General features: G+C 51.3%; 9 protein-coding genes and 1 tRNA gene. 3 read left to right on the top strand and 7 right to left on the bottom strand.

From position 1 onward, the window contains the following. Positions 1–50: 50 nt before the first annotated feature. From CO583_RS05605 to CO583_RS05595, 3 genes are all read left to right on the top strand, one after another. Positions 51–127, top strand: a tRNA-Met gene (locus CO583_RS05605). Positions 128–1,071: 944 nt separating this feature from the next. Further along, positions 1,072–1,587, top strand: coding sequence for a hypothetical protein (locus CO583_RS05600; protein WP_146046929.1), 516 nt, complete (start codon positions 1,072–1,074; stop codon positions 1,585–1,587). Between the two features lie 113 nt (positions 1,588–1,700). Further along, positions 1,701–2,231 carry a hypothetical protein gene (locus tag CO583_RS05595; RefSeq protein WP_248630780.1) on the top strand — a complete coding sequence of 177 codons (531 nt, stop codon included), beginning with the start codon at positions 1,701–1,703 and terminating at the stop codon, positions 2,229–2,231. A 68-nt stretch (positions 2,232–2,299) separates the two neighbouring features. Here the strand turns inward: CO583_RS05595 and CO583_RS05590 are convergent, their stop codons facing one another. Genes CO583_RS05590 through CO583_RS05560 form a run of 7 tightly spaced genes read right to left on the bottom strand, consistent with a single transcriptional unit; the run spans position 2,300 to position 15,145 of the window. After that, positions 2,300–4,120: an SUMF1/EgtB/PvdO family nonheme iron enzyme gene (locus CO583_RS05590; RefSeq protein WP_248630781.1), complete on the bottom strand. Its 1,821-nt coding sequence runs from the start codon at positions 4,118–4,120 to the stop codon at positions 2,300–2,302. Between the two features lie 47 nt (positions 4,121–4,167). After that, entirely contained in the window at positions 4,168–5,472 is a 1,305-nt protein-coding gene (locus CO583_RS05585) for a hypothetical protein (protein WP_248630782.1), read from the bottom strand. Positions 5,473–5,509: 37 nt separating this feature from the next. Further along, positions 5,510–6,274 carry an ABC transporter ATP-binding protein gene (locus tag CO583_RS05580; protein ID WP_249103215.1) on the bottom strand — a complete coding sequence of 255 codons (765 nt, stop codon included), beginning with the start codon at positions 6,272–6,274 and terminating at the stop codon, positions 5,510–5,512. After that, positions 6,271–8,232 (bottom strand): vWA domain-containing protein, encoded by a 1,962-nt coding sequence (locus CO583_RS05575; RefSeq protein ID WP_052349235.1) that lies wholly within the window; start codon positions 8,230–8,232, stop codon positions 6,271–6,273. The genes CO583_RS05580 and CO583_RS05575 overlap by 4 nt, the downstream gene beginning before the upstream one ends. Continuing rightward, positions 8,229–9,236 carry a hypothetical protein gene (locus CO583_RS05570; RefSeq protein ID WP_248630784.1) on the bottom strand — a complete coding sequence of 336 codons (1,008 nt, stop codon included), beginning with the start codon at positions 9,234–9,236 and terminating at the stop codon, positions 8,229–8,231. Before CO583_RS05570 ends, CO583_RS05575 begins: the two co-directional genes overlap by 4 nt. Further along, positions 9,233–11,875 (bottom strand): virulence factor SrfC family protein, encoded by a 2,643-nt coding sequence (locus CO583_RS05565; RefSeq protein ID WP_248630785.1) that lies wholly within the window; start codon positions 11,873–11,875, stop codon positions 9,233–9,235. Before CO583_RS05565 ends, CO583_RS05570 begins: the two co-directional genes overlap by 4 nt. A gap of 48 nt (positions 11,876–11,923) precedes the next feature. Continuing rightward, positions 11,924–15,145, bottom strand: coding sequence for a virulence factor SrfB (locus tag CO583_RS05560; RefSeq protein ID WP_248630786.1), 3,222 nt, complete (start codon positions 15,143–15,145; stop codon positions 11,924–11,926). Positions 15,146–15,180 lie beyond the last annotated feature (35 nt).

The raw sequence follows: 15,180 nt of genomic DNA, 5'->3' as shown, positions 1-15,180 counted from the left end.
TCGCCGCCAGGTCCCCTCGCTCACCCACCCCCATAAAAACCACCCACCAACGCGGGGTGGAGCAGCCCGGTAGCTCGTCAGGCTCATAACCTGAAGGTCGTAGGTTCAAATCCTACCCCCGCATCCATACCCACAAAATCAGAAATAACCAGATAGCCATGCTCCTCCCGTGGGTCCACACGTTCCCCAACCATCTGTCATGAATAAAGGGAACTTGTAATCTCCCTAGAATGGCTGATTTGGCGATTGCTTGCTATCATGCGCATATAAGGGCCATTCAACGCCATTTGAGAGAAGTGTAAGCTTTTCTGAGGTAGGCTGTCGGATAAGACTATGATCTGCGTAGGTCTGGAACTAAAATAGTTAATGCTTGGCAGCTTGTTCCTGTCATCAAGGAATTGAATGAAATGGGATTTCAGGATTAGGCCGCAGATCGAAACAGTGGGTTTTTCTTGTGATCCATGGCCTATTTCCTTTTAGAAAACCATGAACAGTGTCAGCCGTTCTAACTAGATTGAACCGTGTCGTGTATGAAATCTTCCCTTAGGGAAGATGCTGTTCGGTTATTCTTTTCACCATCATTTCTGGAAAATGCTTTTCCTGTCAGGGATCGGATTGGAACTCTAAGGCGTATTCTTCTTTTGCCTTGAAGGCTCCGTTGAAAACAGGGATATCGCCATAGATTGCGCTTCGGTGCCAGCCAATGTCATGGCTGTGTAGCCGAAAAACTGTGTCTTTTTCATGTCCAGGCTTTCGTAACTTTCGGCCAGTGGGCTGATTGGTTGCCCAAATCAGAGTTGCCTAGGGAGATACTCTCTCCGTGTTCTTTCTGAATATGGAGGAACGGTATGAAAGGGGGGCACCGGCTTCCGTCGCAAGGATGCCCTCGCCGTAGTGGGTTGTCACTGTTCTTTATTCTTTCAGACTTGTCCAGAGAATTTCTTTCAAGTGTCTGATTCTGCATTTAACCTTCTATTTGAGTCAAAATATAAAATTTTGTGTTAACATAAAACAATGATAGCATGATGCTGTACCTGATATTTCAGGAACATTAAAGAAGGATTTCAGAGTATGCGTCGTTCTATTTTTGCGATAACAGCATGTGCCGTTTTTGCGTTTTCGACACAGAGTAGTTATGCAGGATTCTTGAGTGATATCGAAAATGCAGGGACTGCATCCAACGGTGCCGCCATTGGAGGAGTTGCCGGGGGGAAGAAAGGTGCCTTGATTGGTGCCGGTGCTGGCCTGGCTTTTCAGACGTTGCATGCTCAAGCCAAGGGAAATAATGAGCAGCAGAAGGCTGTGGAAAATGGTTTGAACGCTGAAATTGCCACGACCAAGAAAAAGCTGCGTATTGCTCAGGCGAATGTGCAGAAAGCCCAGAAGGCTTATGATGAAGCAGTCGCCAAGAAAAATGGTCTTGAAGGCGATGCTGCGAAAGCCCAGGATCAGGTTATTGCTCGTAAAAATGCTGTTTTGGAAAATGAGAAGCAGCGTGTAGCGGAATATAAGGCAATGGCTAACAAACTGCAGCAGACCAAGAGCGATGCGCTTGCAAAGTCTAATGCTCAGAATAATGGCGATTAATATTTGAAATTATATATCTTGAAGGGAGCATATATTTATATGCTCCCTTTCTTGATAGGACGCCTAGTATATTATTTTTACTAGGCGTTTTTCTGTATGAAAGGGGGTATGTTATGATTGTTAAGGTATTAAAGAGACGCTCATTGTATGTATCTCTCTCAACAGCATCTCTTATGCTGTTTTTGGCTGGTTGCTCAGCAGCAGATTGTGACCCGAATAAACAGGATGAAATGTTTACCCAGATGGCTTGTTCGTTTGGGGGAGGCTACCAGAAAAGAACAAAGGCTTTGACAAATGAGCGTAGCGTGCAGGAACAGGCTGTTCAGATACAAGATGCTCATCTAATGTCCATCAATCAGCAGATTGCCGTACTACGTCAGGAAATGGCGCAGCTACAACAGAAGATTGCTAAGGAAAAAGCGCAGCGTGATGATCTTCTTAGACAGGAGGCTTCCCTGCAGCAGCAGTATGATCAGGCAAAAGCTGATGGCGATTCCGATAAAATGAAAGAGTTGATTGAAAAAATCAGGAATGTGTCTCAGATAAAGAGTCATTTCGATTATAGCATTAAAATAGATAATGCAGCATATGCTTCTAAAGTTGACGAACTCAACAAGAAATCTGCTGAAACTCATTCACTTTAAAATATTTTAAATTGTTTTTGCTAGTTTTATGGAAGCACAGGGATATGAAGTATCCCTGTGCTTTTTCCTTATCTGTTATAATAATGCATATGAGCCGCCTGTTCTATTTTTGCAATAATATCCCGCTCAGCATCGAGGGATTTACCGGAGGATATGTCTTTTGTATTTTGTATGGCTATGTCTAGCCAGTCGAGGCGCCTGGAAAGGGGAAGGTCTTTATAATTATTTTTGAGATTGTTTACTATGATGGTCTTGGCATCCTCCAGACGGGTATCCCTTTGACTATTGCGGGATACTGTTTTTAACAGGCCGAGGTAAGCGTTCACTGTATCATCAAGCGAAACCTGTTCTGTCGAGATGGAGGTTTTATAGATGCTCAGATTGGGGTTACGGGCATTGTCAGGATCATTGACGAAAGCCGTATAATTGACAATGTCAATCCTGTTCGAGGCGATCTGCTTGCTGAGTGTCAACAGAGTAGTCAGGTTGGCGACAGCGCTATCCAGGTCAGCTTGGTTACGTTCTGCATTGGCCTGATTTTGTGCCTCCCGTGCAGCCTCCATAGCCTGGTTCAATTGGGTAAGACGGGCTTGTAGCTCAGCTTTGTTCTGGTCACTTTGGCTCAGGGCAGACTGGAGGTTTTTGAGAGCATCGTTTTCGTTGGCATGCTCTTCTTTGACCTTGCTGGTATCAGCGTTGGCAGCATCATTGACCAGCGCAGCGAACCCTTTTTGTGCTTTCAAAGCTTCCTGTAGGCTATTCATTGTCATGGCACCGATGACAACACGGAACCCGACCTCAGGAGCACGCTTTGCGTCTCCATTGTCGTCATAAGGGGCAAATTCCGCACGATAAGCGCTGGAAATGTCTCTGGCGGAATTCAGGACACTGCCTCCGAAAACTTGCGTCCCGCCTGTAAGTCCCTGGTTCCAGTAATGCAGGTAAGCCCTCATCTGGTAGGGTGTAAGAACCATCTCACTGACATTGCCGACTATATCGTACAGGGAGAGGGGATTGGCTATATTGAGTGATCCAATCGGTTTGGGGATGACGCCATGATCGGTAGAAATCCCCTGACTGCTGCCAACAATGCAATCATCAATCTGATTCTGGCAATCGCTGCCCGGTTGTGGCCAAGGGGCAGGTTGTGTGTTCAGGGAACTGTTCTTGATCCCTCCACTAGCGGCAAAAACCCATTCAGCATCAGTTGGCAGGCGAATAAAGCCGGGCTTGTCTCCTCGCTTCGGCAGACGGTCAGGAGCATTCTTCATGAGCCAGCTCGTCCATTTCTCTGCAAACTGCTGTGCTTCCAGGAAGGAGATATTGCTGGCAGGAAAATTCCTGCGCTGAGGGGGAGGAGCCCCCTGACCTTCCATGACAAGTTTATATTGCGCCGCGGTTACCTCATATTTTCCGATATAGTAGACAGGATGCTGATTTTTATCAGTAAAGGGAGCGGCAAGATTGGCTTCATGTATGAAAAGGTTATAGCCATTGCTATGGGAGGCCTGAGTACTTTTCAAATCCATGGCCTGGCCAATTGTGATCCGCCGGTTTGCCATGAAAGCGGCATCTCCTGTGCTGGCTGATGTAGGTTGTACTTCAACACGGCGAAAAACCATGGCCCCTCCGCAGGGCATGGGAAGAACCAGTTCCTCGGCATCGGAATCTGGTGAAGGCTTGGGGTCATAGATGGCTTTGTTCCAGCTGACCTGTGCTGGAGTGGAGGTTGTGCACTGTGCCCGTGCTGTGTGGCTGGAGAGACCTGTACAGAGCAGGGCTGACAAGACAAAGACGGGCGCTGATGGGCGAAGTTGAGGCATGATGCGCAGGGATGGTTTCCGTAATGCTAAAAATTCTGTTGCTGTAGTGAAATGTAAATAAGACATTGGTGGTCCTTTGCTTATAAAGGCATGTCAATCATGATGACAGGCTGTCAGGAGTTGCATATGCCTTGCCATGGTGAAACCCGGTGCAGGGAGCGTGTTGTTGCCCAGGCCATGATGGTCGATCCTGGGATGATATAAGCAACTAGCTGCAAGGCAAAGGCGATTGTAATATTTATGGAGGAGGCTGACGTTTCGTCTTGTAGAAACGTGTTGTGAAGTATGCGATTCATGGGCCAGCTTAATCCCCAGGCTATGCAAAAGGCGAGGCAGGTTCCTCCAGTGGCCAGGAGAATGGTCTGCACGACAGGGATGATACGAGCGTTATTCAGTCCAAGAAATGTCAGGCTTGCGAGATGGAATTTCTTTCGTTCAGTTTCCGCTGCGATGGCCGTACCCAAAGTAACGGCAAAGCCTATGGCCCCGATATAAGCCATGAGATGAAAAAGATGTGTTGTTTGCTGATTGATATTAAGAATGGTTTTAACACGGGGAAGCTCGCTGGTTATGCTTAACCCCTGATGTGTCAGATCTCTGTCCAATGTGATGACGTCAGATAGTGAACGCGCATAAAGTCTGAAGCCGGGCCATGTTGCCTTTGGTGTACGTGCTTTCAGGAAATCAGCTGCTTTTTGTTCGCCCAGGGTCAGGGCTTCCTGCCAGGAGGAGAGGTTGGTGTTCTCGCGCCATTCTTCGGCCGCTTGCGCTACAGGAAGTGACACGAATAGCTGGAAGCGGGATGTAACGGTCTCGTCTGCGATAGCAGCAACGTTTAATTGTATGCGAGCCATTTTTGCAGCGCCTGCGGCATGTCGGTCAATGAGCATGACGAAGGTGTCCCCGGGTTGAAGGTGCATGTGTTCTGCCAGATGGGCGGACATGACAACAGGGATATCTGGAGATGAAATCTGCGCATGTAATTTTGCCAGGCGTATTTCAATTCTCTTTCCCAGAAGAGGATCTCCGGGAGAGGATGGAAGAAGTTCGGCGTCTGTTCCCTCGAATACTGACGTTGTGTTGGTTGCCTGTAACCGTACGCTTGCGGCGAGTGTGCGTGTTTTGGGAAGGAGAAAGGTCACTCTCTTGTCGGTTCTCAAGGCCTCCAGTTGTTGTTCGGAGTAAGGATAATTTCGGGCGCTTGAAATTTCCAATGCCGAGGGGTCGTGCAGCAGAGTCTGTTGCATATGATCAACGAGACCTGCCTTCAATCCTGCAAGGAGCAACATGGGCAGCAGAGTACTGGCAAGACCACTTACAATACACAGGGCAAGTATTTTATTGGAAAAAAGGTCCTGCCAGGCTAGATGACAGGCAAGAAGAAGGTGACGAAAGTGCGTGTGACCCCGGGACGGCATGAGCGTTTCCTTTAGAGAAAGTTATATATGAAAATTGTTAATTGTGGATGATAGTTTTATTCCCTTTCATCTGAGCCTGAACCAGTGAAAATTCGGCCTTCTGTAGGGCGTCTATGTCATGACTTACTACAATGACGCCGGCGTTTTGTGTTTCTGCATAATTGCGTAGCAGATCCAGGACGATCGCAGCCTGGGAAGGGTGAAGGGGAGCTGTTGGTTCATCAGCCAGAAGGATAGGGGGTGTGTGAATTAAGGCACGTGCGATGGCAACACGCTGCCTTTGACCGACAGATAATTGAGAGGGCAGTTTTTCAAGGCAGGATATGATCCCGAGCCGCTCGGCAAGCATGTCGATGTGCCCAGCACTCTGCCCGGAGGGGGGAGTTTCCAGCACATTCAAAGCGAGGGCAATATTTTCGCGCGCTGTCAGGAACGGCAGAAGGCCGCCGGTTTGCGGAATGAAACCGACATGCTTGGCCCGTAATGTAGTGAATAGCCGTTCACGCTTGCGGTTTGTGGTGTGTGACCCGGGTGAAAGATAAGGGGCGAGCTGCCTCTCGAGCAAAGAGAGGCAACGAACTTTTGTTGGAAGAAGGGCGAGCGAAAGTAGACCAAGCAGTGTACTTTTCCCGCATCCTGATGGTCCGATAACCCCGAGGCATGTTCTCTTGTGCAGTGTCAATGAGGGGATCTCGAGCGTAAAATCCCCCCCCGGTGCCTGCCAGGTCAAGGCTTCGGCGTGGAGAAGGGGGGGATCGGCAGGACAGCTTTCACTCTGAACCATGGTTGGGGCTGTGTTCAAGGCAAGTCATCCAACCCTACGGAATAAACTTTTTCATCCTCATCATTGCCCCCGTTGATGGAATGCCAGCCGTCCGTATCACTTTCATAAAGCTTGTAGCGTTCAATAAGCGCACGCAGGTCGCTGAGTATGGCGTCCTGTTCCCCGGCGCTCAGGCTATTCCAGCGCTCCTGGGTGAGTTGGGCAATCCGAGACCGATAGGGAAGGCCATTCAGATATTCCGGCAGCAGGCTGCCCAGTGTTCCATGGGCGGCATCGCCATCATGTGAGAGGGCATCCGGATTACGGGCCGAGGCTGCGAAGGCAAATTGCAGCCGCTGGAAAAATTGCTCGGGAGCCAGCTGGCTTTGTTCACCCTGGTCCAGAATGGTTTCAAGCGAAGAGGCGAGATTGCTCATTTCATTTCGCTTCATCAACAAATTGACGCGCAAGGCAGTTTTATTGCTGACAGGATCGGTGCTTGCAACATAGCCTTCGATCATGGGCGGAAGGCTGGCATTGTCACGTTGGCCTATGTAGCGCAGACGCATGGCCTGCTCTACAATGGCCATGCGGTCATTGGAGGGGCCCTCAGGTGTCGTTTGGCTGCCATGTTGACCGGAAATGTGACTTGCCTGAGTCAGAATCGCCTGTGTCAGTTGTCGGACAACGAGGTTGAAATCATTCGTCAGATTATCGGATGTACCATTACCGACGGGATAATAGAGACTGGACGTATTCGGGAATGCCGAGAGAGTTCGGTATTGCGCTTCTGCCCGGTCAGTATCGTTGAACTTTTTCCCGGCGGGTGTGTGAAGATGGATCACGAAGAGGGCAATATCGTGTTTTTCGGCCAAACGGTTGAGGTCGGTGATGCCAAGGTGGGTTGAACTTAGAGGGTTGTGTTCATCGCGGGCACCGGCATCGGTTACCAGAATGATATAGCGGCCTTGCATGGAGGACCAGTCAATATCCGTTATGGCAGTTTTCAGGCCAGCGATGGGGTCTTCGTCGAAGCCGAAGGAGGAGACATGTGCTTCGTTGACGGAAGCGATCTGACTGGTGATGGCATCGCTCGATTGGGTGAAATCGGGAGTTGCAAAAATTTTTGAGGCATATTCAAGTCTGGGATCATCCTTTCTGGACTGATCCCTGAAGCCTACAAGCCCGAAACGGAAATTGTGTCCCAGGGGAGCGTTGTTGATCTGTGAGACAATGTCATTGATGGCATTGCGAGTTTGCTCGATGTAAGGCTGCATGCTCTGTGTCGTATCAATGACAAAGACCAGACCTGCGCGGAATGGGGGTGCTGCGTCGCTTTTCTGTTCGTGGGGGGGAGGCAAGGTGGCCCCGGCGACGTGCATCAGCATGGCACCGGTATAATCGGGCTCGCTATTATGTGCGTCCAGGATGGGCAGCAGATAAAAATGTTTTTTCTGATCAATCCAGGCATCAGGTTCCAGTGCGGCAGCCTGGCTGTTGGGAGGCTGGTGATCTCCGGCGCTGAGGATGGCCCGGGCATCGGCGGCAGGGTCATTCCCATTCAGCAGATTCTCTTCGGCCTGCCGGGTGCTCATGAAGATGGCGCGCGATCGACCTGCCAGCGGAGCAAACTGGGCATTCAGGCGATGATTCCAGCTGAGTGTCTGGGATGCCTTGATCCAGCCATTGGGATGATCTTTCGTACTGCCAATCTGAAGTTTGTCATTCGCCCTGGCAAAGACGTAATAGGCCAGAAATCCTGGAGAAGGGGTGCCCTGTTCGGTGTGTTCATCTGGCGTGATGATGGCCCCAGGCTGTGTAAGTATTTGCTGATAAAGAGTGCCCCCTGCCCTTTGCAGCAAAGGAGCGGCAAAGCCGTGCTGCCCGGTGAGGGCGATTATTCCGCACAGGGTGGACCCCATCAGTCTTGTGATGATCCTGGCTTTTTTGGAAGAAAAGGAGAACAGCGTGCTGGCAGAAAGAAATGTTGGGGTCATCGTGCGTATTCCTGAAGGGTGAAAGCGGCCTCCTGGTCGCCATTTTCGGCTTTCTTGCGAAGGGCTGCGAGCAGGCTGTCCCGTTCACTGCGAACGTCCTGATTTCCTGCGAGAAGGGCCTCGCGGTAGTAGCGTGCTGCCTCCCGGGGATTGGGCTGAGGAATGGGGCCGTCGGTACGGAACCTGGCAGGATCATACAGCTCTCCCATTCTCTGGAGGGAGACCGGGTCATGTTTGGTTGCTGCATACCCAAGCAGCCGCAGTCCTGCGTCACCCTGGCCTGCACGGATACGTCGCCACCCCTCCTGACCAATGGCAGCCGGGGTGACCAGCTGCTTGACGGCATCTGCCGGACTCATGTTTTGGTAAGCAGGCGTTGCGAGAAAAGATGGTTTGTGAAACCAGAACCATCCTCCTGCCGTGGCAAGACAGAGTGCGATCACTGCCCCCCCTGCCGGGATGAGCAGTCCCTTCTTCCTGGAGGAGGAAGGCGTTTTATCCATCGCTTGCGTTGTCTCGGGTGCATCCTCCGGCTTTTTGTCTTCAGGCGTCCCGTCGGCAGGATGCTGGGTGGTCGTTGCATCAGGTGGTGGAAAAGGCACGGCTTCGGGGGGGGCGGCAGGAGGCGGAGAGAAGGCTGCCTGTTGTTGGGATTGCTCTTCTTCTGTCTCCGATGCCATTTGCAGGATTTGTGAAGCCGTCTGGGGCTGTCTGTTCGCAGGGAAGCCAACCCAGTCGATTTCTGCTTCTGTTATGCCGAGCGCCGGAATACTGACAGCGGAAGCGGCCAGCGGGTCAATGCAGGCTTCGGCCTGCTTGCGCGGAAGAAGGGCAATGACCATATGCCCGTCATGCGAGATTATTGCGCAATCCGGCAGGAATGTGTCGTCAACCTGCACAGTGACGTTCTGTTGCGTCGAGACGTCACCCGATGCAATGACCAGGCCAAGAGTCATCTCTGCTTGTAATGGAATGGCTTTGTCGGCAAGGGTAATCTGATTCATCTGTTTATGTCTTTCCCGTTATCATGTGCATTGTCGAGCCTGCTCAGTGTCTCCAGGTACTGGCCCAGCTTGGCATTCTCCTCCACGTCATACTGCGGACCGGCTTCCCGGAAACGGGCCTTCAATGCGGTGACCCAGTCCAGGAGGAAAAGTACGCCGCTATTGCCTATGTTCGGAAGATCTGGATAGAGCTTCCCGGCTGGATCTTCGGGAAGAAGGAAGATTGGCATACCCGTTTCTTTACGAACCGGCCGGTTTGCTGGGGCGTCCTTTTTGTCAACGGGGGGATATCCGAGCCATGTCACAAAATTGCTGATGGTCTCGGCTGTAAGGATTCCAGGTTTTTCGCCATTCTGGACAAGCTTGCTGACATTTTTACATGTGTTGCGCAAAATGTTGGCAATGTCTCCAGCCAGATTGTTCGTTTCAGCCAACTTGAAAAGTTGTGCCAGGAAAGGCGAGAAGGCATCGTTGTTGACATGAAGCCAGTTTCGTTCCCTTTCGGTACTCATGTTGTCAGAAGAGAATTTCTCCCGGCAATGGTCTTCCCAATATTTTAGGATATGTGCGGCGAAACGGTCAAAATCATCTTCCTCTGGTGCAGCGTCAGCGGACACGTTTTTCTCGGCTGGAGAGGGTGAGAGGAGACTTTCAAGTAACTGAATTTCCTGGTGAGTGGTCTGCGGTTTGGTTTTGTTGAAGGCAATCCATTCCCGAGTAACAAGCTCTGCACTGAGGGAGAGTTGCTGGAGCAGTACGCCAAACCGTCCTTTCTGGGCGAGAGGGAGGCAGGTTGCCCTGATGAAATTATCCACGGAGCGCTCTGCTTCGGCGTGAACGGCTTCCTGCGAATTGTCAAAGTAGAATTTCTTCCCTGTCTCCTGCAGGTTCTGGAGTATCCTGCGCAGCTTCAGATACAGCTTGCTGGTCTTGATATCTTTTTCTGCGAGAGGAAGGAGACGCTCGGCAAGATAGCTGACACCGCCATCATTGGGCTTGAGTACGGCATCGAAGGCTTTGTCATGGTTCCTGATGTAGGTTCTGACTTTTGCTGAACTGTCGTACCCTGTTTTGAGGCTTGGCAGCCGGCTCTTGAAGCCAGGGAGCATGGTAGTTTCATTTTTCTGGGCATCGCGATCGTAGATCGTATCCCCATAGGAGGGGGAGCGCAGCCATTGGATGTTATTGAATATTGGCTGGGCGGGTTCCCACGCATTAAGCCAGGGAGAGTTTTTGAAATAATTGATGATAGAAGCGTCGAGCCGCGTGTCCCAGCGTTCAACTCCATCATCTGGCCGTCCTGGCGTGGAGGCTAATGCCGTGTCGAATTTGGTCAGGATGATAAATAAGGAGTTATCCTGGGTGCTGCGCTCTTCTGGCGTAGCGCCAATGGTCGTGTTGACCCAACCATCAATCATCGCCGGCAGGCTAACGACCTCCTGGTTACTGTCGCCAATACATAACAGGACAGATGTCAGGTCATTGTTGCTCTTATAGAGGTGGAACAGATAGTCGACCTTCCCGCGGAGAAAAAGCTCGGGGATGTTCGTGGCCTTGCTGAGTGATGGATATTCCCCACGGGATCGCGCTCCGGGGAAGTCAAGTAAATCGATCCGCTTTTTCTGGAACTCCCACCGTGCTGCCTTCAAGGGGAGAATAAGCTCTGAGATGAGGGCCGCTGCAACGTCACGCCCCATTCCAACCAGTTTTCCACTGGGGGATTTCAGGGCGGTATTCATGCTGGCTCCCGGACCCCACAGGGTTTCAACATTCAGTATGCTGCCATTATTGGGGGCGTTCAGGGCATCGGGATTACAAAAAGCCAGTTCATCCCTGTCGAGACTGAAGCGGGCTTTGAGCAGTTTGTGCGCATAATCGGTGAAAGGCGAGCTCGGACCACCCCATAATGGAGAAAGAGCTTTTATGGCTGTATCGAGATCAAATGAAGATATGTTCTCTGCGAGAAAAGCCCAATATTCATTATCAGTCCCGTCTGATGAAAATGGCGTATAGCTTTTTTCAGAGAGGAACGAGCTGTTAAAATAATCCTGCAATGCTTCAACATCATTTTTCGTAAAAAATGGTTCCTGCTGCGGATCGTTTTTTTCGCGTGGGATGATGTTTTTTATGGTTTCAAGTATGTCAGTGGTTTTAACAGCATCTTCGGTAAGCTTGAAGTCCCTGAAATAGGTATTCCCTAAAATACAGACCACATCTCTTGCCGAGAGCAGTTTGACGCAAATCGGTGTGTCCGCACCCACGTTTGTGGGGAGGGAGGGAGGGGTTACGGTAAAGCGGGAGACAAGACCGGAGGATTCCTTACCGCCTGGCGGGTTGATTTCCCTCAGAAAGTCCAGCTGGTGGTCAGTTGAAAAGTCGATGATGAGGGGGCCGGTCTCGGGAGAGGTCAGGGCGCCGGTCAGGAAGGATTTTCCCGCCTGGGAGGCTCCATAAACGGCAATTGTCTGGGGTGCATCAGCGGTGTGATCGATTGCCTGCGCAGCACGCAGGCAAGCACGCACCTCTCTCCCTTCCCTTGCATGAGGCTTGTTGTGCTCCATCCAGGCAGAAAGGGTTTCTGCAGTGGTGGCAAGTGCTGAAGATACGCGCTTCAGGGCGTCGGGAGATATGGCATCCATGGCGTAGACTTTCTTGGGGCGGTGAGGGAGGCTGGGAGATAGGGCGGATCAGACTTTTGATTGGTCTTGGATGGTTGTCAGGTGTATGGCGCCGGTGTCACGCCAGTGTCCCTGGGGGGTAAGGGTTGTCTGTAGTGTTGCGCTGATGAAGTCTCTGGCTGGCACTTTTATGGGAGGGCCATCATGAGTGATGGGTTGGCCTTCAATTTCCGTGATGACCAGATTTTCACAGAGCTCTTTCCGTTCAGCTTCGCTGGTGGAGGGGGTTCTGGTGCGGGAGAGCGTAAGGGACAGGGGGCTGTTAAGGTCAATGCGCCGCTGCTGAAGGAAATCCCGTCCTGCGGATGTCAGGGCAAGATTGTAGAATGGACTGCTGGGAAAGTCCTTGTTGGGGAGCTGTTTTGTCCCGAGTATCATGCTGCCTTCGAATGTATCGATCTTTATTTCCAGCTTGTCTTCCGCTGTGACATTCGAGAGGTCGTAAGCGATAGGGGATCCGTTTTCCTCTTGAGGGTTGAAGAGACGGATGATTGTTCCTTCGTTGATTTTCATGTTGCCAATGAAATGCGCCGTTGATTTTTCATATCTGGTTTTGGAGGCCAATTTGAAATTGCCAATCTCCGCACGGCAAGCCTTCTTCCAGATGACGGCGCCCATCACGACAGTACTTTTGGGATCTCCAATCCGGTTGCTGCTGTCAGAGAAAGGATAGTCACCAGTAATCACATAGTTATGCATGGGAATGACACGCTGCGGAGCCACGGGCAGAGCGCTCAGGATCAGGCTGCAGACATGTGGCAGTTTGGAAGGTCTGCCGGAAAGCAGGAGGGCATCGCAGCCATAGGCCTGAACAATACTGCACAGTATCTGCAGGGGTTGGCCCAGCCTTCTGGTAATAATACCTTCCATGTCATCGGTTGTTACATGTATGTTGGCATCCAGAGGGTCGAAAATATCTTCGTTGGCAGCTTGCGTGTCATCGTTCTGGTCAAGAAATCTGGTCAGAGCGGAAGAGGAAGGCGTGCCGTGAATGGAAAGGTGTTTTTTGAGGGCTGCCCTGAAATAATCACGTGTGCGTTCGGCGGCTTTCGGAGAAATCTGGTGAAGCTCGTGCAAGCGGCCTGTTATCAGCTCTCCTGAGAAGAACGTTTCCACATTTTCGTAGGCATTAATGATGCTCAGTGCGACAGGTTCAAGAATTGTGGAAATGAAAAGCTGTCGCTGCGTTGCCTCCTGAATGGTTGAGTCTGCGGCACCCAGTTTGAACAGGGTATTAAAAAAAGCTCGTGGCTCAGGAATATGATATGTTCTGAAATGATTCATGAAGGCCGTGATAATTGGCCCTGAAATTATGTCTTCAAGCAGGTCATCACCCGCAATGCGCAGACTCTCGCGGAAGAGCTGATGCGGGTGGAGCATTTCTTCATGTTTGTTGCGCCGATAATCGCACACCATGAGGTCTGTTGTCCCTCCGCCGATATCAAGGCTGGCGATGCGGAGGCGTTCTTTGCCATCGGAGGAGGCAGCATGGCCATAGAGATGGAAAAATTCGTCAACACTGCCGCCCATCTTGTTGTTTATTTCATTCTCCAACCAGACAAGCTGAGTGGCTGTTGCCTCATCTATGCTGCATTCAAGCTCAGGTGGCTGTGTGTAGGCGTCCCCAAATTGTTTCCATGTTTCCTGCTGCCTGGTGCTCTCCCAGGCCATGGTGAGGGCCGTCCGGGCACGTTTGGTAAGGATGCGGCGCTCAGCCAGAGGCATGCCGGGCGGGAAAGCCAGTACAAGGGAACGCAGCCGGCGTGGTGTCCGGCTTTGCTCGCGACTTTCGCGTTCCTGCGGGGAGTTCATGAAGGCTATGGCCTGCAGGATGAGCTCATTGAGCATGAGGATGGAAATCTCGCTTTTGGATAGCTGACAGACTTTCACCTTTCTGGCGGCTGTTATGTCCGGTCCCGCATTGGCACCATCGTATAGCTCTTCCTTCAAATCAGTGCTGAATGTTGTGATGCCCCGTTCGTTCTGCCGCATCAGGATTTCATGAAGTTTGCTTCGGAATGAGCCTGATACCCGTGGGTTTTGGGCGGGATGGGGGGGAATGGCTTCCGCGCTGGTGAGAGCATCATTGAAATACCATCCCTGAGATGTAGGAGTGCGATCCCAAAGGTAGCGTTTGGGGGAAGCGAGGCCGGAAAAGCCTTCGGTTCCTTCCCGAGCGGCCATCATTTCTTCGGCCTCTCCGCCTACCCGGACAGGAGAGGGCCAGAGGAATGCATCATCGCGCCCAGATTCCCGGGAAAGCCGGACATCTCCGAATGTTATGTTGCTGAATTCGATCCGGCTTGAGAAAAGCCCGGAATGGATGGTCTGTGGAGCACGCAAATCCCGGAGGCCAAGCACACGGCAGTTGCCGAACCGGCCATTTTTGGAGAGTGCCTGATCGGCGTTCTGCTCGATAAGGATACCGCTGCTTCTGGAGTTCCCCAGGTCCAGGACGAGATCGACATCGATTGGTTTTGTTGCATTGTCAACAAACTTGATGACAGGCAGGTCTTTATCGGCGGTAAGCCCCTGCAGCAAGGCCAGATAGGCAGCAAGAGCTGTAAGGCGGTGATCCAGATCTCCAGGCCGTGGAGGCGGCGGTGTATCATCATCAAAGGAAGGCAGATACGCTTTCACGCTCTCAGCCTGGGCGGCAAAGATGATATTCTGGACCCAGTGATTGACACTCAGCCAATCTTTGATCCTGGTGAGGGGGGGCAGTGCGTAGGTTGCTGCTCCGTTGTCATCCGGCTTGGGGCCGTTGTAGATGGGATTGCCTTCTGGGTCCTTGGAGGGGGTACGCTCCATCGTGGTATCGATGACAATTTCCATGAAGAATTGTTTTGTTATCGAATCTTTTTTGAGACGACCACGAATCCAGTTGGAAGGGCCGCCCTGGAGGTCAACTATGTCTGTTGGATCTTCTGTGCTGGAAGGTCTCTTCTGGGAGTTACTGTCGCTGAACGTGTTCAGCCAGGGCAGTGGAATCCAGCGCCCCTCAAAGAGTTTTGCAACGGTTCCTTCGAGGTTCAGGAAAATTTCTTCGCCTTCAACCCGTTTTCCTGCCGAGTTGCGAGTGATGACCAGAGTTTCCTGCTCTTTTGAGGCAGGGTTGGAGACAAGACTGAAGATATAGTCCTGTTCTACCCGCTCACGGAATGAAGCCAAGTCGAAATGAAGGGTAGTAAACTGCAACAGGCTGTCAGGAACGAGAAGAAGTTCTGTCATGATAAAAACCCAAAATCGGATAAGGAATGGACGGG

It is taken from the genome of Parasaccharibacter sp. TMW2.1882 (genome assembly GCF_023337635.1).
GTDB lineage: Bacteria > Pseudomonadota > Alphaproteobacteria > Acetobacterales > Acetobacteraceae > Bombella > Bombella apis.
Note: the sequence above shows the minus strand (reverse complement) of the source record. Positions and strands in the feature narration are given on the sequence as shown.

Bases quoted from the DNA above. Each gene is read 5' to 3' on its own strand.
- CO583_RS05600 (WP_146046929.1), top strand. From the start codon at position 1,072: ATGCGTCGTTCTATTTTTGCGATAACAGCATGTGCCGTTTTTGCGTTT.
- CO583_RS05595 (WP_248630780.1), top strand. From the start codon at position 1,701: ATGATTGTTAAGGTATTAAAGAGACGCTCATTGTATGTATCTCTCTCA.
- CO583_RS05590 (WP_248630781.1), bottom strand. From the start codon at position 4,120: ATGTCTTATTTACATTTCACTACAGCAACAGAATTTTTAGCATTACGG.
- CO583_RS05585 (WP_248630782.1), bottom strand. From the start codon at position 5,472: ATGCCGTCCCGGGGTCACACGCACTTTCGTCACCTTCTTCTTGCCTGT.
- CO583_RS05575 (WP_052349235.1), bottom strand. From the start codon at position 8,232: ATGACCCCAACATTTCTTTCTGCCAGCACGCTGTTCTCCTTTTCTTCC.
- CO583_RS05570 (WP_248630784.1), bottom strand. From the start codon at position 9,236: ATGAATCAGATTACCCTTGCCGACAAAGCCATTCCATTACAAGCAGAG.
- CO583_RS05565 (WP_248630785.1), bottom strand. From the start codon at position 11,875: ATGGATGCCATATCTCCCGACGCCCTGAAGCGCGTATCTTCAGCACTT.
- CO583_RS05560 (WP_248630786.1), bottom strand. From the start codon at position 15,145: ATGACAGAACTTCTTCTCGTTCCTGACAGCCTGTTGCAGTTTACTACC.